The organism is Saccharothrix sp. NPDC042600 (genome assembly GCF_040647305.1).
In the GTDB taxonomy this organism is placed as follows: domain Bacteria; phylum Actinomycetota; class Actinomycetes; order Mycobacteriales; family Pseudonocardiaceae; genus Actinosynnema; species Actinosynnema mutabilis.
Genome location: NZ_JBEZBW010000096.1, coordinates 13,724 through 31,263, shown reverse-complemented (window position 1 = coordinate 31,263; position 17,540 = coordinate 13,724). Strand labels below are relative to the sequence as shown.

Sequence of the window (17,540 nt, the reverse complement as noted above, 5' to 3'; positions counted from 1 at the left end):
GCGGAGTGCCGGACTCGGCGGAGTGCCGGGCTCGGCGGGGTGCGGGTTGCGGCGTTCGGGTTCGACCCGTTCGGCCGTTCCGAGCGCGAATCGGGTCGGCGCGGAGCAGGGCGGGCGGCGCCAGGCGCGGGCGGAGGGCGTGGCGCGGAGGGCGTGGCGCGGAGCGGAGCGCGGGACGGGCCCCGCGCGAGTGGTGTGGGGAGGGAAAGGGAGAGCCGTGGCTCCCGGGAGGGGGCCACGGCTCTGGGTGACTGCGGGTGGGTGGGCTGCTAGCGGTAGCGGGGGTCCACCGGGGGGAGCGGCGTGGGGTCCTTGCCCTCGTGGAGGGGCTTCATCGCGTTGAACCACGTCGGGGCCGCCACCGAACCGCCGAAGACGCCTGTCGTGCCCGGGGCGTTGCCGCACAGCCTCGGCGGGGTGGTGTTGCAGATGACCTGCGGGGCCACGCCGTCGGTGAAGGTCATCACCGCGCCCGCGTAGTGCGCCGTCGCGCCCATGAAGGCCACCGACCAGTGGTCTTCCGTGGTGCCCGTCTTGCCGATCATCGGCCGGTCCCAGCCGGCCCGGCCCGCGGCGCCCGACGCGGTGCCGCCGGCCTTGGTGTCGGCGCCCAGGCCGTTCGCCAGCGCGTTCGCCACCTCGGGGGCGACAGCCTGGTCGCACGGCGCTTCCTTCAGCGCCACCGGCTGGCCGTTGCGGTCCGTCACGCCCTCGACCGGGGTCGGCGGGCACCACTTGCCGGCGCTCATGATCGTCGCCGCCACGTTCGCCAGCTCCAGGATGCTGGTCGGGCCGACGCCCAGGGTGAACGAGCCGCGGTTCTCCGCCTTGATCGTCTCGCCCTGCGACTGCTCGCCCGGCTTCACCGGCTCGCCCTTGGCGGTCACGCCGTTCATCGACTCGCGCAGGCCCAGCCGCGAGGCCATGTCGACCACCTTGTTCAGGCCGACCTGCTCCTCCAGGATGACGAAGCCCGTGTTGGGCGACGTGGCGAGCGCCTCGGTCAGCGTCATCTTGTCCTTGTAGCCGGTGTTCGCGTTCTTGACGGTGTACCCGCCGCGGTCGCCCTTGTAGATCCGGGACGTGTACGTGGCCGGGGTGTCGATCTGCTTGTCGAGGCGGGCCACGCCGGACTCCAGCGCCGCCGCCGCCGTGAACACCTTGTACGTCGAGCCCGTGCCGAACTTGGTCACCTCGGACGGCAGCGGGTAGGCGCTCTGACCGGCATCGGCGTTGTTGCCGAAGTCGCGGTTGGCCGCCAGCGCCCGGACGCGGTGCTTCTCGGCGCCCGGCTCCACGATCGCCATCGCGTTGGCGATGCCGTCCTGGTCCTTCGGCACCTGGTCCTCGGCCGCGTCCTTGGCCAGGCGGGTGGCGACCGGGTCCATCGTCGTGTGGATCGTGTAGCCGCCGCGCTTGAGCTCGTCCACCGACAGCCCGGCCTTCTCCAGGTAGTCGATCAGGTACCGGCAGAAGAACCCGTACACGGGGCCGTCGCCGGCGCCCACGCAGCCGTTGGGCAGCAGCTTGAGGTCCGGCACCACGCCGATGCCCTCGGCCTTGTACTCCGCCGCCTTCTCCTCGGCCACCTTCGGGTCCGCGCCGAACGCCCCGTTCTCCCGCATCTTGTCGATCACGGTGTTGCGCCGCTTGATCGCGGGCTCCACGGCCGCGCCCGGGTTGAGCCGGCTCGGCTCGTTGACCAGGCCCGCCAGCATCGCCGCCTGCGGCACGGTCAGCTTGTCGGGCGTGGTGCCGAAGTAGGTCTTGGCCGCCGCGCCGACGCCGTAGGTGCCGTTGCCGAACGGGACGATGTTGAGGTACCCGGTGAGGATCTCGTCCTTGGTCATCTTCTGCTCTAGCTGCGTGGCGATGCGCGCCTCGCTGATCTTGCGGCCGATGGTGGCCTCGGTGGCCTTCGCGTAGGCCTCCTTCTCGCCCTTGCCGACCACGAACGCCAGGTAGTTCTTGACGTACTGCTGGGTCAGCGTGGACGCGCCCTGCGAGGTCTCGCCCTCCACGCCGGCCTTGGCCGCCGCGCGCGCGATGCCCTGCCAGTCGACGCCCTTGTGCTCGAAGAACCGCTTGTCCTCGATCGCGATGATCGCGGCCTTCATGGTGTCGGCGATGCCCTCGGACGGCACCGGGATGCGGTACTGGTCGTACAGGTACGCGATCGGCTGCTTGTTCATGTCGAGCACGGTGGTGACCAGCGGCAGCTCCGCCTTGGTCAGCTCACCCGAGGTCTGGTCCACCGTGTCCGCCGCGCGGTTGGACGCCAGGCCCAGCCCGCCCACGACCGGGAACAGCAGGGCGGCCACCAGGACCCCCGCCATGAGGCACAACCCCGCCAACTTCACCAGACCCGTCGCACGCGCGGCGAACACTGAACAACCCCTTCCGGATCCCCTCGAAGAAAAGCCCCCTGGACATAGAGTCGCGCGGCGACCGCCTCAGGTTGCTTGCGGACCCGAAATTACTCCTGCCCCTTTCGGGCGACCGCGAAACCCCCTGCGCCGCACGGCTCGCGGCCGTACAGGCCCCATGATCGAACAGGTGTTCGAACCGCGCAAGATCACGATCGGGTGATCGTCAAGAGGAGCGCAACCTGATCGTCGCGCTCGCCCGACGCACCTCGACGCCCGCGTGGTGCGGCACGACGTCCTCAAGGAACCCGTACGCGCGCAAGTCCGGGTCCACGTCCACCCGCCGGTTCACCGTCCGCCACCAGGTCGCGATGTCCACCCACCCCGGAGCCGACAGCGACCCGCCGAAGTGCTGCACCGACAGCGCCGCGCACAGGTTCGCGAACCGCACCCGGTCCCCCAGCGGCCACCCCGCCAGGGTCCCCAGCACGAACCCGGCGCCGAACACGTCCCCCGCCCCCGTCGAGTCCAGCGGCGCCACGTTCAACCCGGGCACGTCCACCACCTCGCCGGTCGAGGCGTCCACGGCCACCGCTCCCCCACCGCCGCGCGTGACCACCACCACAGGCACATGGGAGGACAGCGCACGCGCCGCGTCCAGGGCCGACCCGGTCCGCGTGTACCGCATCGCCTCGACGTCGTTGGGCAGGAACACGTCGTACCCGTCCAGCCGCCGCAGCAGGTCCGGCGCCCACACCCCGGTCCGGTCCCACCCGATGTCGGCGAACAGCAGCGCCCCCGCGGCCTTCGCCGTGCGCACCCACTGCTCCTCTTCGGGCTGGATGTGCACGAAGCAGGCCCGCGTGCGCGGCGGCGGGTCGAGCATCTCGTCGGCGGACACCGGCGGCCGGTGCCCGTGGGTGACCATCGACCGGTCGCGGTCCATCGCCATGGACACGGTCACCGGCGTGTGCCACCCGTAGAACCGCCGGCAGTACAAGAGGTCCACGCCCTCCTGCTCCGCCAGCACCTCCCAGCAGAAGTCCCCGTACGCGTCCTCCCCGAACGCGGCGGACAGCGCCGTCCGCAGCTGCAGCCGCGACAGCGCGACGGCGAGGTTGGCGATGCCGCCCGGGCACGAGCCCAGGCCCTCGGCCCACACCTCGGTGCCCGGCGCGGGCGGTCGGGGCAGGCCGGTGAAGATGATGTCCAGGAACACCGTGCCGGACAACAGCACGTCGAACGCGGGCTCGTCGGCGGTCGTCATCCCCCAACGATGCCAGGGTCAGCCCTCCACGGCCGCGAACATCTCCCGCATCCGCGCCAGCGCGCGGTGCTGGGCCACCCGCACGGCGCCGGGGGTCGAGCCGACGGCCACCGCGGTCTCCTCGGCCGACAGCCCCACCGCGACCCGCAGGACCAGGATCTCCCGCTGCCGCTCGGGCAGCTTGCGCAGCAGCTGGGTGACCGCCTCGATCATCTCGCCGTTCATCGCCCGCTGCTCCGGACCGTCCTCCAGCGCCGGCGTGTCGGGCAGCTCGGGCACGACCTCGCTGCGGCTGCGCACGGCGCGTCTTCGCGCGTCGGCGACCTTGTGCGCGGCGATGCCGTACACGAACGCCAGGAACGACCCGGGCTCGTACTTGTACTTGCCCAGCGCCGAGACGACGGCCAGGCAGACCTCCTGCGCGATGTCCTCCGCGGACACCAGCGTGCGCTCGCGCGTGCCCACGCGGGCGCGGCAGTAGCGCAGGACCAGCGGCTGGACGCGGGCGAGGAGGTGCTCCACCGCGCGCGGCTCGCCGGCCAGGGCGGCGTCGACCAGGTCGGCCAGCTCGGCCTCGGCGGTCCAGCGCACGGGCCGGGCCGGCGCCCCGCCGGCCAGCAGCGTGACCTCGGGGCGGCCGGGCGCCGCGGGGGCGACCTCGATCTCGACGTCAGCTCGCACGGATGCGTGCTGCACCATCCGGCGACCTCCTCACGCTCGTCTTCCCTCCCGGCTCATCCCGGCTCATTGATGAGGAGGACGCTGGGCGGCCCCTGATACGGGATTCGCCAAAGCTGACCACGAACGGGGTCCACGTGGTGGGAACAGCACCCGAGCGAGGGATGGAATGAACCGTTCGGCCCAACGCGGCGCGCCGCTACTTCACCAGGGCGAACTGCCTGACACCCAGATAGCCGACACGGAAGCCCGCTTCGGAGTACGCCAGGTAGAACTCCCACATCCGCCGGAAGGTGTCGTCGAACCCGAGGGCGGCCACCTCGTCCCACCGGGCCAGGAACCGCTCGCGCCACCGCCGCAGCGTCTCGGCGTAGTCCGGGCCGAACCCGCGGGAGGCCTCGACGCGCAGCGCGGTGTGGTCGCGCACGGTCTCCTCGATCGCCCGCACCGACGGGATGAGGCCGCCGGGGAAGATGTACTTGTGGATCCAGGAGTAGCTCGCGGCGCTGGCCAGCATCCGGTCGTGCGGCATGGTGATGGCCTGGAGCCCGAACCGCCCGCCGGGCACGAGTGACCGGTCGACCATGGAGAAGTAGGCCGGCCAGTACTCCCCGCCCACGGCCTCGATCATCTCCACGCTGACCACGGCGTCGTACCGGCCGGTCTCCTCGCGGTAGTCGCGCAGGTGCACGGTGACCCGGTCGCCCACGCCGGCCTCGGCCGCGCGCCGCTCGGCCAGCGCCTTCTGCTCGGCGGACAGGGTCAGCGAGGTGACGGTGGCGCCGCGCCGGGCGGCGCGGACGGCCAGGGCGCCCCAGCCGGTGCCGATCTCCAGGACGTTCGAGCCCGACCGCACGCCCGCGTAGTCCAGCACGCCGTCGATCTTGCGCAGCTGGGCGTCCAGCAGCGGCTGGTCGGGGTGCTCGAACCAGGCCGACGAGTAGGTCATGGTCTCGTCGAGGAACACCGCGAACAGGTCGTTGGACAGGTCGTAGTGCCGGTGGATGTTGCTCCGGGACCCGGTGACGTCGTTGCGGTCCGACGCGGGGTGGCGGCGCTCGACCCAGCGGCGCAGCAGTTGCAGCTCCGGCGGGATGAGCGTGGTCAGGCGGGCGGCGAACGCGGTGAGCAGGTCGGCCAGGCGGTGGGAGGTCCAGTCGCCGACCATGTACGCCTCGCCGAAGCCGATCTTGGCGTCCACGCCGAGCCGGTGGAAGAACGCCTCGGGCCGGTGCAGGCGCATGACCGGCGCGTCGGGGCCGCCGGCGCCCAGCCGCGCGCCGCCGGGCAGCACGACCCGCACGGGCAGGGCGCGCACGGCGTTGCGGAACAGGGCCTCGGCGAGGCGGGCCCGCCACGGCGAGCGGGGCGGGGTGTGCAGTCCGGGCCACACGCCCTGGTTCGGGCGGGGTACGTCGATGGTGCTCATCGGCCACTCCTCGGGACGATCGGCACGCGTCGCGCCCACAACGCGATGCCGTGACGGCGGATCAACCCGGACACCCGGTGGGTCACCAACGGTCGGCGGACCAGCAGCCGGACCAACTCCCGCGGTGTCGCGGGCCGCCTGTGCCCCTTCATCGTGGCACTGAAGGGCGTGTGGCCGCCCTGGCGCAAGGCGATGGTCACGGAGAGTTCTTCGTCCGGCTCGGGCAGGCGCATCACGTACTCGCCGGACAGCTCCAGGAACGGCGACACGTAGAAGTCCTTCTCGACCCGTGCGCGGCCGGCACCGTCCGGGCGCACCAAGTACGCGTGCCGTTGGCCATAAGTGTTGTGTACCTCGGCGATGACGCACTCAAGCGCGCCCGACGCGTTGTGGCACCAATAGAGGGACAGCGGGTTGAACACATGTCCCAACAGGCGCGCGTTGGCCAGCATGAGCACGCGCCCGCCCGTGAGGTCGATGCCCCGTGAGGCGAGCCAGGCGTTCACGTTCTCCTTGATGGACCGCTCCGGCGAACCCAGGTGGTCGCGGGCCTCGAACCGCGCGAACGGCCGCAGCCAGAACGGCAGGCGGGGCAACGCGTCCAGGTCCACCAGCCACACGTAGGCGCGGTGGGTGAACGAGCGGTTCAGGCGTTCCCGGCGCACGTGGCCGATCTCGACCTCGTACAGGTTCACCAGGCCGCTCCGAAGACACCCGCCGCGCGCACCCCCGACGCGCACCCGTCCTCGTGGAAACCCCACCCGTGGTAGGCACCGGCGTAGGTTGTCACGGCGGTGTCCAGGGAGGGCAGCCGTCGTTGGGCCGCAAGGGATTCCGGCGTGTAGACGGGGTGTTCGTACACCATCCGGGCGATCACCGACCCTTGGTCGACCAGATCGGTCGCGTTCAGTGTCACCACGTAGTCAAGGGGCTCGGCGAGGCGCATGAGCCGGTTCATGTGGTAGCTGACCAGGACGGGTCCGCCGCGTTCGTGGCAGGCGGGTTTGCGCACGTTCCAGGACGCCTTCGCGCCGGCTGACGCGGGCAGGACGCGGGCGTCGTGGTGCAGCCAGGTCTCGTTGCGCGAGTAGCGGAACGCGCCGAGCACCGCGCGTTCGTCGGGGGTCGGGTCGGCGAGCAGCGCCAGGGCCTGGTCGGGGTGGGTGGCGACGACGACCTTGTCGGCGCGGTGGCGCTGGTCGGCGTCGTCGCGCAGCTCCACGCCGTCGGCGGTGCGGCGCACGGCCCGGATCGGGGTGGACACGTGCACGGCGGTCAGGTCCTTCACGACCTTCTCGACGTACGCGCGGGACCCGCCGACCACGGTCTTCCACCGCGGCGAGCCGCCGACGGACAGCATCCCGTGGTTGGCCAGGAACTCGAACAGGTACCGCGCGGGGTAGCGCCGGCTGACGTCGGGACCGGCCGACCACACGGCCGACACCAGCGGCAGGACGAAGTGGTCGACGAAGTACCGCGAGTAGCCGCCGATGGCCAGGAACGCGCCGAGCGTGGTGTCGTGGTCGTCGCCGAGGGCGAGCAGGCGCTTGGCGTGCCGGTGGAACCGGGCCACCTCGCCGAGCATGCGCAGGTAGGCGGGCCGGGCGAGGTTGGCCGGTTGCGCGAACAGCCCGGCGAGCTTGCGGGCCCCGGCGTATTCCAGGCCGCACCCGTCGCACCGCACGCTCATGGACATCTCGGAGTCCTGAGTGGACACGCCCAGTTCGCGGAACAGGCGGACCAGGTTCGGGTAGGTGCGTTCGTTGTGGACGATGAACCCGCTGTCCACGTGGGTGGTGCCGCCGTCCTCGGTGGGCAGTTCGTGGGTGTGCGCGTGACCGCCGAGCCGGTCGTCCTGTTCGAACAGCACCACCTCGTAGCGGCGCGCCAACAGGTAGGCGGCGGTCAGCCCGGCCACCCCGCTGCCGACGACCGCCACGCGCGGCCGTTCACCGGTTTCCACCACGTGTTCCTCCTAGTGGGACGTCGAGACCCTCCGACGAGCACATGGCGTTCGCGATGTAAGGGGCGACCGGTTCGACATTCAGTTCGCCGAGGACGTAGTCCGTGACCAGACGGGTCCAGTCGGCGGCGCGGCGCAGCATGGCGTGGCCGTCGCCGTGCACGGCGAAGCGCGCCACGCGTTCGGTGACGCCGCGGGCGCGCACGGCATACCGATAGGACTTCGCGGGGTCCGTGTAGCGCTCACGGTCACCATGAGCGATCAGGAGTGAGCGTCCGGCGAGCTGTGCCATGGGTTCACCGGGCTCGATCCACGGCGCGAGTGCGCACACGGCGACCACTTGAGGGTCGTCGGCGACGCGTAGTGCGGTTCGGCCGCCCATGGAGTGGCCCACGAGAGCCGTGGGAACATCGGGCATTTGCGACAACGCCCACCGTGCGTCCTCCACGGGGTGCAGGTGCGGCGCGTTCCAGCCCTGGTAGCGGTAGCGCAGGACGTGGACGGCGACGCCGTCACGGCGCAGCGCCTTGGCGAACGGCAGCATCCGCAGGTACGTGAGCCGGGCGCGGTGGACGCGGCCGTACCCGTGGGCACGGCCGCCGTGCAGCACCAGGACGGCGGCGCGGACGGGTCCGGCGGGCGCGAGGACGTCGAGTGCGGGCGGCACGGTTGAATGTTCGGGCGAGGACCACGACCGGATCACGGATGGGACCTGGATCACAGTGATCGAACAGCTTGCGGTGGAGACGGGCGAGGGCGTGTTCGACGCGATCGCGGCCGGACCGGCGGACGGGCGGCCGGTGCTGCTGCTGCACGGCTTCCCGCAGGCGGCGGTGGCCTGGGAGCACCCGGTGCACGTGCTCGGGCGCAACGGGTACCGGGCGGTGGCGTTCGACCAGCGCGGCTACTCCCCCGGCGTGCGGCCCGAGCGGCCCGCGGAGTACGGCGTGGACTCGCTGGTCGGGGACGTGCTCGCGGTCGCGGACGCGCTCGGGTTCGGCCGGTTCGACCTGGTCGGGCACGACTGGGGCGGCGCGGTGGCGTGGTGGACCGCCTACGAGCACCCGGAGCGGCTGCGGACGCTGACCGCGGTGTCCACGCCGCACCCGCGTGCGCTGGCGGACGCCATGAAGACCGACGAGGACCAGCACATGCGCTCGGCGTACATGACCGAGTGGCGCTCCTCGACCACCGAGAAGCGGATGCTGGCGGACAACGCGGACGCGCTGCGCCGGATGTTCGAGTGGAAGGTGCCGCCGTCGCGGGTGGACGAGTACGTGCGGCGGCTGTCCGAGCCGGGCGCGCTGACCGCGGCGCTCAACTGGTACCGCGCGGGCCGTCCGGGCGGGCGGATCGAGCACGTCACGGTGCCCACGATGTACGTGTGGAGCACGGAGGACGTGGCGTTCGGCTCGACCGCCGCGCTGGACACCGGCAAGTGGGTCAAGGGCCCGTACCGGTTCGAGATGCTGGAGGACGTGTCGCACTGGGTGCCCGAGCAGGTGCCGGAGGCGTTGACGGCCCTGCTGCTGGAGCATCTTTCGTGATTTGTCCGTGATCGTTGAACCGCGCCCCCGGCGTGGCACGTGTTCTGGCGTATGACGGAGTTGACCTACTCGGAGCGCAGGGTCGCGACCCTCGCCGCGTGTGGCCACAGCAACCGGGCTATCGCGATGCGCCTGCACATCACCGTGAGCACCGTGGAACAGCACCTGACGCGGGTGTACCGCAAGCTGGCCGTCTCCAGCCGGGCCGAGCTGAAGGGGCACCAAGCCCTAGTGTGACCCCATGCGGGTCGCGGGGTTGTTGCTGGCCGCGGGCGGCGGGCGCAGGTTCGGCCGGCCCAAGGCCCTGGTGTCGCACGCCGGTGCGCTGTGGGTCGACTCGACCTTGGCGGTGCTGCGCGACGCGGGGTGCGCGCCGGTGGTCGTGGTGCTCGGGGCGCGTTCCGAGGAGGTGCGCGCGCGGGCCGTGCTGGACGGCGCGGACGTGGTCGTGAACGACGACTGGGCGTCCGGCATGGGGTCGTCCTTGCGGGTCGGTCTGGCGGCCTTGGACGCTTCGACGGACGCGGTCGTCGTGCTGCCGGTGGACACCCCGGGCGTCACGGTCGCGGCGGTGCGCCGTTTCGCCGCCCTGGCCACCCCGTCCGCGCTGGCCCGGGCGGTGTACGGCGGCGCGCCGGGCCACCCGGTGCTCATCGGCCGGGACCACTGGCGCGGCGTGTCCGACTCCGCGACCGGTGACGCCGGGGCCCGGGACTACCTCAAGGCGCACGGGGCGACGGCCGTGCCGTGCGACGACGTGGCGGACGGCCGTGACGTGGACCGGCCCGAGGACATGCCGTAGAGCCGGGCACGGTGTCGTTCTCGGTGGTCGGCCCCATCAGGGACGGCGGCTGCGACGAACCGCTGTCGCGCTAGCCGTCGAGGCGGTTGCCGTCGTTGTCGCACGGGAGTCCGGCGGTGCCGTGCGCTTCGGCGAAGTCCTCGGCGGTGTCGTCCGCGGTGATCCGCATGGCTTCCGACGAGACGGCGATGGCGCCGCCGAAGGGCCGGTCCACGTCCCGGATCAGCAGCAGCGACAGGGTGAACAGCGTGGTCAGGACGACCAGGCCGACCACCTCCGCGCCCTTGCCCCGCGCGGGCAGGTTGAAGGCGAAGGCGATCACCGTGACCGCCAGCGTGAGCACCATGAACCAGTAGAGGACGTCCGGGATCGCCGGGCTGGACTGGGCCACGCGTTGGTTGCGCGCGTCGGACCGGTCGCGGTCGGCCTGGACGAGCGTCTCGAACAGGCCGTTGTCGGGGTCGATCTCCTTGAAAGCCGCGCGGAAATGGGAACTCCACACGCTGGGCTTGGACGACGTGCCCGCGCCCTGTTCCAGGGTCGGCCACTCCTGGGCGACCACCGCACGGGCGTAGCAGACGGTGGCCGCCTGGAGCTTGCGGGCGGTCCCGGCCGGGGCGAACTCGGCGACCTCGAAGAAGTTGTCCACCACGTTCGCCTCGACGCGCACCGCCTCCTCCGCCGCGCTGTACGACTCGGCGGCCACGACCAGCACGAACGCCAGCAGCAGCACGGCCAGCGTCTCCATCGGGCCGGCCAGGTCGCGGATGGTGAGCGCTTCCCCGGTGGCCACCGCCCGGCGCTTCTTGAGCAGCCAGTTGACCACCAGCCCGCCCACCAGCGCGATGACGGCGACCACGACTGTGGCGACCACGGCGACTCCCCTCGTCGGACACCTGCGTCCAGTGGCCTACAGGCGCGCCACCGGGGCAACCGGCCGAGGGGAGGTGCACGCTTTCAGGTCATCGTCGGCTGAGCGCGCGGGCGCTGAGGACCACGCCCAGGCACAGCACGGGCAGGATGCCCAGGGCCAGGCTCTGCGACGTCGCGTGGGCCAGCAGGCCGATCAGCGGCGGGCCCAGCAGGAAGCCCGCCCAGCCGGCCGTGGCGACCCCGGCGATGGCCTGCGCGGCGTGGGCGTCGGACTGCGCCGCCGCCGAGCTGAACGCCACCGGCACGATGCACGCCAGCCCCAGCCCGAACAGGCCGAACCCGACCAAGGCCACGCCGAACTGGCCCACCACCAGGGCCACGCCCAGGCCCACCGCGCCGACGGCGGCCAGGGACGCCACCACGCGGGCGGGTCCGAAGCGCAGCACCCAGCGGTCGCCCATGACGCGGCCGACGAACATCAGCATCGCGAACACCGCGTAGCCCCAGCCCGCCGCCTCCGCCGACACCCCGACGGTCTCCTTGAGGTACAGCGCCGCCCAGTCGCCGACCGCGCCCTCGCACAGCAGGCCGGCGAACATGATCGCGCCGAGCACGAGCACGCGCTTGTCCCGCCACGGCAGGCCGAGCTTGTGCTCGTCCACGGCGTGGTCGTCGCCGAGCATGGCCCGCGACAACGGCCACGCGACCAGCGCGACCAGGACCGTCACGGCGGTCATCTGGCCGGTCAGGTCCACGCCGAAGCTGATGGCGACCGCGCCCAGGCCGACGCCGACGAACCCGCCGAAGCTCCACCAGGCGTGGAAGCTGGACAGGATCGGGCGGCCGTAGGCGTTCTCCACGGCGATGCCCTGCGAGTTCATCGCCACGTCCAGCGCGCCCTGGAACGCGCCCCACAGCGCCAGCGCCACGAACAGCGCCCACGCCGTCCACGCGATGCCCAGCAGCGGCGAGGTCAGGCCGTAGCCCAGGAACATCAGCAGGACGACCCGCCGGCTGCCCCACTTGGCGACCGCGTTGCCCACCAGGAGCATCGCGACGACGGACCCGACGGGCGCGCCCAGCAGCGTCAGGCCGAGGGTGCCGTCGTTGAGGCCCAGCTCCTCCTTGACCGCCGGGATGTGCGGGGTCCACGCGGCGAAGACGGCCGCGTGCAGGGCGAACACGAGCGCCGTGGCGACCCGTGCGCGGCGCGGGGTGTCGAGGGCGGTGTCAGACAAGGCGGACCTCCACGCCGGTCTCGCGCAGCCGCTCGACCTCGTCCTGCGGGGCGTCCCGGTCGGTGACCAGGACGTCGATCTCGTCGGCGCCGCACACCCGGCCGAACGCGGTGCGCCCGAACTTGGAGCTGTCCACGGCGGCGACGATGCGGGCGGAGGCGTCCACGGCGGCCTTCTTCACCGCGCCCTCGGCCAGGTCGTGGGCGGAGACGCCGTCGCGCGCGCTGAGGCCGCAACTGCCGAGCACCATCGTGTCGAACCGCATGACCTTGAACGCGTACTCGGTCAGGGGGCCGACGAACGCCAGTTCACCGGGGCGGATGTCGCCACCGGGCAGGACCATGCGCACGTTCTCGGCGCCGCGCAGCGCGTCCGCGGCGTGCAGGGACAGCGGGAGCACGGTGAGCCGCCGGTCGGTGAGCCGCCGAGCGACCTCCAGGGTGGTGCTGCCGCCGTCGAGCACCACGGTCTCGCCGTCGTCGAGCAGGTCGGCGACCGCCTCGCCGATGCGCCGCTTGGCCTCCAGCCGCTGCCGCGACCGCGCCGCGTACGGGGTCTCCTCGCCGGTCAGCATGCTGACCGCGGCCCCGCGCACCCGGCGCAGCAGCCCGTCGCGCTCCAGCACGTCCAGGTCGCGGCGCACGGTCATCTCCGACGCGCCGACCAGCTCCGCGAGCGCGCCGACGGGGACCCGTTCGCCGCCGCGCAGCCGCTGGAGGATCAACTCGTGACGCGTCGCAACATCCATGGTGTTCATCTGAACATGCGATGTGTTCGAACGTCAAACCCCTCCTGGCGGCCGGTGCGCGGATCGGGTAGGACTTGCGATCACATGGTTCAGACCACTGGAGGGACCGCATGACCGAGACCGTGCCCGGCTCCGACTACGGCGATGTCGTGCGCAACCACCTGACCCGCGTGGAACAGGCCAACGCGGCGGCGCTGGACGACGTCGCGGAACTGGTCCTGGCCACCGTGCGCGCCGACGGCACGATCCTCGCCGCGGGCGCGGGCCACTCGCTGGCCGCGGTCGCCGAGACCTTCTACCGCGCGGGCGGCCTGGCCTGCGTGCGCCCGGTCTACCACCCCGAGTTGCTGCCCATGCACGGCGCGATCAGCAGCACCGCCGCGGAGCGCCGCTCCGGCCTGGCCGCCGAGGTGCTGCGGGAGGCGGGCCTGGCGGCGCACGACGTGCTGTTCGTCTTCTCCACCTCCGGCGTGAACCCGTACCCGGTGGAGCTGGCCGTGCACGCCGCCGACTCCGGCGTCCCGGTGGTCGCGGTGACCTCCCTGGCCGCGAGCGCCGCCGCCCCGCGCCGCGCGGGCACCACGCTGGCCGAGAACGCGACCGTCGTGCTGGACAACCTCGTGCCGCCCGGCGACGCCACCTACCCCGTCGACAGCCCGGTGATCGCCGCCGTGTCGACGGTGGCCACGGCGTTCCTGTGGAACCTCCTGCTCGTGCGGCTGTTCGACAAGGCCGCCGAGACCGGCGTCGCGCTCCCGTTGTGGCGCAGCGCGAACGTCGAGGGCGGCGACGCGGCGAACTCGGACCTGTTGCGCAAGTACCAGTCCCGCATCCCGCAGTTGGGATGAGTACGAATACTCACGATTCCTCCACGGGGTGGCGATAGCCTCCGGTCCAGAGGGGGAAACGTGAACAAGAGAACGAAGCGCTTCGTGCTGGCCGGGGGCGGGTTGACGGCGGTCGCGGTGATCGTCGCCGGGGTGGTCGTGCTGACCTCCGACGCGAGTCCGCTCGCCGACCCGCCGGTGCCGACGGTGAGACCGCAGCCCGGACCGGCCGCCCAGGAGTTCGTCAACTGGTTGGTGCGCAAGGACGCCGCCCGCGCGGCGGCGGCCACCGACGCGGCCGGGGCGGCGGAACCGGTGCTGTTCAAGACGTTCCAGGGCATGACGGCCACGGAGTTCCACGGGCGGCTGGGCGTCGTCCCGCCGCCCGCCGAGTCCGCGACGACGGCCGAGGCCGACCTCGACGTGACGTGGTCGCTGCCGGACCAGACGTCGGTGAAGTACCGGACGAAGGTCGAGCTGCGACTGGTCGAGGGCAAGTGGCGGGTGCACTGGGCGCCGACCGTGCTGCACCCGCAGCTCGCCGAGGGCCAGAGCCTGGCCTACCTGCCGACCTCCGGCGACGGCGCGCTGCTCGACCGGACCGGCGCGCCCGTGGCGCCGGACCTGGCCCCGCAGGTGATGGGGTCGGTGCGGCGGGAGGTCGGCACCCTCACCGGGACGCCCGGCTGGCAGGTCGCCCTGGTCGATCCCGCGGGCGTGCCGGTCACCGTCGTCCAGGAGAAGAAGGCCCAGGCGAAGCAGACGCTGACCGTGACGCTGGACCCGCCGGTGCAGCGCGCGGCGCAGGCGGCGGTGGACCAGGTGCAGCAGGGCGCGGTGATCGTGGCGATCGAGCCGTCGTCGGGCGAGATCGTGGCCGTGGCGCAGAACGCCGCCGCCAGCACCGGCGGCCTGGTCGCGATGCAGGGCTGGTACGAGCCCGGCTCGACGTTCAAGATCGTCACCGCGGCGGCGGCGCTCACGGCGGGCACCGCGTCGCTGGACACCGAGGTCGAGTGCCCGGGCAAGAAGACCATCGGCACGCGACAGATCGTCAACGACGGCCAGTTCGACCTGGGGACGGTGTCGCTGCGGCAGGCGTTCGCGGCGTCGTGCAACACCAGCTTCAGCCAGCTCGCGGCCGACCTGCCCGCCGACGCCCTGCCCCGCGCGGCGTCGCTGTTCGGGCTGGACGCGGACTTCACCATCGCCGGCGTCACCACCAACACCGGCAAGGTGCCGCCGGCGGGGACCGTCCCCGAGCGGGTCGAGGCGGGCATCGGCCAGGGCAAGGTGCAGACGACGCCGTTCGGCATGGCGCTGGCGGCGGCGACCGTGGCGAAGGGCAGCATCCCGACCCCGAACCTGATCCGCGAGATCCCGACGACCGGCGGCACCGGCCGGGCGCTGCCCGGCAACGTCGCCTCCGCGCTGCGCACCATGATGCGCGGCGTGGTGACCGGCGGGACAGCGACCCAGCTCGCCGGGCTGGGCGACGTGCGCGGCAAGACCGGCACGGCCCAGCACGGCGACGGCACGCGCTCGCACGGCTGGTTCATCGGCTACCGGGGCGACCTGGCGTTCTCGGTGGTGGTCATCGACGGCGACACCTCGAAGGTCGCCGTCGGCGCCGCCGCCGGGTTCCTCGGCGCGATCTGACCCGCCCGTCGGGTCACGCGGCGGTGGGCGCTTCGTCGAACTGGGTCCGGTGCAGCTCGGCGTAGCGCCCGTCCGCGTCGATCAGCTCGGCGTGCGTGCCGCGTTCGACGACCCGGCCGTCCTCCACGACCAGGATCTGGTCGGCGGCGCGGATCGTGGACAGCCGGTGCGCGATCACCAGCGCGGTCCGGCCGCGCAGCGCCTCGCCCCGCGCGGCCTGGACCGCCGCCTCGGACTCGGAGTCCAGGTGGGCGGTGGCCTCGTCCAGGATGACCACGCGCGGGCGGGCCAGCAGCAGCCGGGCGATGGTCAGCCGCTGCCGCTCGCCGCCGGAGAGCCGGTAGCCGCGTTCCCCGACGACCGTGTCCAGGCCGTCGGGCAGGGACTGCACCAGCGGCTTGAGCCGGGCGCGGTCGAGGGCGTCCCACAGCTCGTCCTCGCCGGCGTCGGGGCGCGGGTAGGACAGGTTGGCGCGGATCGTGTCGTGGAACAGGTGCCCGTCCTGGGTGACGACGCCGACCGCGCGGCGCAGGTCGTCGAACGCGAGGTCCCGGACGTCCTCCCCGGACAGCCGGACCGCGCCCGCGTCCACGTCGTACAGGCGCGGCACGAGCGAGGCGATCGTGGACTTGCCCGCGCCCGACGAGCCGACCAGCGCGACGAGCTGCCCGGGTTCGGCGCGGAAGCTGATGCCGTGCAGCACTTCCTCGCCCCCGCGGCCGTCCAGGGTGGCCACCGATTCGAGCGAGGCGAGGGACACCTTGTCCGCCGCCGGGTAGCCGAAGCGGACGTCCTCGAACTCGACCGACACCGGCCCGTCGGGCAGCTTCCGGGGCTGCGGCTTCTCCTCGATCATGGGCTTGAGGTCGAGCACCTCGAAGACCCGCTCGAAGCTGACCAGCGCCGTCATCACGTCCACGCGGGCGTTGGCCAGCGCGGTCAGCGGCGTGTAGAGGCGGGTGAGCAGGAGGGCGAGCGACACGACGGTGCCGGCGGCGAGGTGGCCGGTCAGCGCGAGGTAGCCGCCGAGGCCGTAGACGAGGGCCTGGGCGAGGGCGGAGACCAGCGTGAGGCCGGTCATGAACCAGCGGGTGGCCATCGCGGTGCGCACCCCGATGTCCCGGACGCGCGCGGCCCGTTCGCTGAACTCGCCCACCTCGGCGTTCGGGCGCCCGAACAGCTTGACCAGCGTCGCGCCGGGCGCGGAGAAGCGCTCGGTCATCTGCGTGGTCATGCCGGCGTTGAGCGTGGACGCCTCGCGCTGCAGGTCGGCCATGCGGCTGCCCATGCGGCGGGCGGGCAGCACGAAGATCGGCAGCAGGACCAGCGCGAGGGCCGTGACCTGCCAGGAGAGGGTGAACATCACGCCCAGCGACAGGCCGAGCTGGATGACGTTGGTGACCACGCCGGACAGCGTCGAGGTGAACGCCCGCTGCGCGCCGATCACGTCGTTGTTGAGCCGGCTGACCAGCGCCCCGGTCCGGGTGCGGGTGAAGAACGCGACCGGCATGCGCTGCACGTGCTCGAACACGGCCCGCCGCAGGTCGTAGATCAACCCCTCCCCGATGCGGGCCGACTGCCACCGCTCGACCAGCCCCAGCGCGGCGTCCACGATCGCGATCCCGGCGATGGCCACGGCCAGCCACACGACGACCGACACGTCCCGGCCGCCCACGATGGCGTCCACCACCCGGCCGGCCAGCACGGGCGTGCTCACCGCGAGCACCGCCGACACGACCGTGAGCGCGAGGAACACACCCAACTTGGCCCGATGCGGCCCGGCGAACCCGACCACCCGCCTGAACGTCCCCGGCCGCACCGCCTTCGGTGTGCCGGACGCCGCCATCGCACTGCGCATCAAGCCCCATGTGCCATCCACGACAGGGGTGAACGCCCAGGTCGGCTCACGGCTTCCCGGTGCGGGCGGACTGGCTGTCCGCTGTCGGCGTAGCCCGCGCCCGTCCCCCGCCCCCGCGTCCCTCCTTCTACGGGACGCGCGAGTCGGGGAAAGGTCGCGGATCCTGCATGTCCCCGATCGGGTGATGTTCGAGGGTGTGCAGCAGGAGCGGCGCGGCGCAGCGGGCGGGTGGGCGGCACAGCGCGGGCGAGCGGCGCGGCGCAGCGCCGGCGGCACAGCGCGGGC

At 72.6% G+C, this 17,540-nt stretch carries 15 protein-coding genes and 1 pseudogene; 5 read left to right on the top strand and 11 right to left on the bottom strand.

Annotated features, from left to right (window positions below; genetic code table 11):
* Nucleotides 1-269: 269 nt before the first annotated feature.
* The 7 genes from AB0A74_RS34930 to AB0A74_RS34900 form a co-directional block, all read right to left on the bottom strand.
* On the bottom strand, nt 270-2,387 hold the full coding sequence (locus tag AB0A74_RS34930; RefSeq protein WP_358256341.1) for a transglycosylase domain-containing protein: 2,118 nt from the start codon (nt 2,385-2,387) through the stop codon (nt 270-272).
* A 205-nt stretch (nt 2,388-2,592) separates the two neighbouring features.
* The gene (locus tag AB0A74_RS34925) at nt 2,593-3,633 is read right to left on the bottom strand and encodes a PfkB family carbohydrate kinase (RefSeq protein ID WP_358256339.1); all 1,041 of its coding nucleotides are present in this window, start codon (nt 3,631-3,633) and stop codon (nt 2,593-2,595) included.
* 18 nt (nt 3,634-3,651) lie between these two features.
* Nucleotides 3,652-4,332: an RNA polymerase sigma factor ShbA gene (gene shbA, locus AB0A74_RS34920; RefSeq protein WP_358256337.1), complete on the bottom strand. Its 681-nt coding sequence runs from the start codon at nt 4,330-4,332 to the stop codon at nt 3,652-3,654.
* Nucleotides 4,333-4,510: 178 nt separating this feature from the next.
* Nucleotides 4,511-5,740: a cyclopropane-fatty-acyl-phospholipid synthase family protein gene (locus AB0A74_RS34915; protein ID WP_358256335.1), complete on the bottom strand. Its 1,230-nt coding sequence runs from the start codon at nt 5,738-5,740 to the stop codon at nt 4,511-4,513.
* Nucleotides 5,737-6,438, bottom strand: a complete 702-nt coding sequence (locus tag AB0A74_RS34910; RefSeq protein WP_358256343.1) for a DUF1365 domain-containing protein — start codon at nt 6,436-6,438, stop codon at nt 5,737-5,739. The genes AB0A74_RS34915 and AB0A74_RS34910 overlap by 4 nt, the downstream gene beginning before the upstream one ends.
* A complete protein-coding gene (locus AB0A74_RS34905; protein ID WP_358256333.1) occupies nt 6,432-7,706 on the bottom strand; it encodes an FAD-dependent oxidoreductase in 1,275 nt (424 codons plus the stop codon). Before AB0A74_RS34905 ends, AB0A74_RS34910 begins: the two co-directional genes overlap by 7 nt.
* Nucleotides 7,690-8,370 carry an alpha/beta fold hydrolase gene (locus AB0A74_RS34900; RefSeq protein WP_358256331.1) on the bottom strand — a complete coding sequence of 227 codons (681 nt, stop codon included), beginning with the start codon at nt 8,368-8,370 and terminating at the stop codon, nt 7,690-7,692. Before AB0A74_RS34900 ends, AB0A74_RS34905 begins: the two co-directional genes overlap by 17 nt.
* Nucleotides 8,371-8,425: 55 nt before the next feature.
* Here AB0A74_RS34900 and AB0A74_RS34895 point away from each other — a divergent pair, with 55 nt between their 5' ends.
* From AB0A74_RS34895 to AB0A74_RS34885, 3 genes and pseudogenes are all read left to right on the top strand, one after another.
* On the top strand, nt 8,426-9,250 hold the full coding sequence (locus AB0A74_RS34895; protein ID WP_343934942.1) for an alpha/beta hydrolase: 825 nt from the start codon (nt 8,426-8,428) through the stop codon (nt 9,248-9,250).
* Between the two features lie 54 nt (nt 9,251-9,304).
* Nucleotides 9,305-9,487: pseudogene (locus tag AB0A74_RS34890) on the top strand (helix-turn-helix transcriptional regulator); the annotation flags it as partial.
* A gap of 4 nt (nt 9,488-9,491) precedes the next feature.
* The gene (locus tag AB0A74_RS34885; protein WP_358256329.1) at nt 9,492-10,052 is read left to right on the top strand and encodes a nucleotidyltransferase family protein; all 561 of its coding nucleotides are present in this window, start codon (nt 9,492-9,494) and stop codon (nt 10,050-10,052) included.
* 70 nt (nt 10,053-10,122) lie between these two features.
* On the opposite strand, the gene AB0A74_RS34880 is transcribed toward AB0A74_RS34885, so the two are convergent.
* From AB0A74_RS34880 to AB0A74_RS34870, 3 genes are all read right to left on the bottom strand, one after another.
* A complete protein-coding gene (locus AB0A74_RS34880; RefSeq protein ID WP_358256327.1) occupies nt 10,123-10,926 on the bottom strand; it encodes a hypothetical protein in 804 nt (267 codons plus the stop codon).
* A gap of 88 nt (nt 10,927-11,014) precedes the next feature.
* Nucleotides 11,015-12,163, bottom strand: coding sequence for an MFS transporter (locus tag AB0A74_RS34875; protein WP_358256325.1), 1,149 nt, complete (start codon nt 12,161-12,163; stop codon nt 11,015-11,017).
* Nucleotides 12,156-12,911, bottom strand: coding sequence for a DeoR/GlpR family DNA-binding transcription regulator (locus AB0A74_RS34870; RefSeq protein ID WP_358256323.1), 756 nt, complete (start codon nt 12,909-12,911; stop codon nt 12,156-12,158). Before AB0A74_RS34870 ends, AB0A74_RS34875 begins: the two co-directional genes overlap by 8 nt.
* A 110-nt stretch (nt 12,912-13,021) precedes the next feature.
* Between AB0A74_RS34870 and AB0A74_RS34865 the strand changes: the two genes are divergently transcribed.
* Together AB0A74_RS34865 and AB0A74_RS34860 are read left to right on the top strand one after the other, a co-directional pair.
* Nucleotides 13,022-13,759, top strand: coding sequence for an SIS domain-containing protein (locus tag AB0A74_RS34865; protein ID WP_358256321.1), 738 nt, complete (start codon nt 13,022-13,024; stop codon nt 13,757-13,759).
* 60 nt (nt 13,760-13,819) lie between these two features.
* A complete protein-coding gene (locus AB0A74_RS34860; RefSeq protein ID WP_358256319.1) occupies nt 13,820-15,397 on the top strand; it encodes a penicillin-binding transpeptidase domain-containing protein in 1,578 nt (525 codons plus the stop codon).
* A gap of 13 nt (nt 15,398-15,410) precedes the next feature.
* Here the strand turns inward: AB0A74_RS34860 and AB0A74_RS34855 are convergent, their stop codons facing one another.
* Complete coding sequence (locus AB0A74_RS34855) at nt 15,411-17,276, bottom strand: ABC transporter ATP-binding protein (RefSeq protein ID WP_358256317.1); 1,866 nt, start codon at nt 17,274-17,276, stop codon at nt 15,411-15,413.
* Nucleotides 17,277-17,540 lie beyond the last annotated feature (264 nt).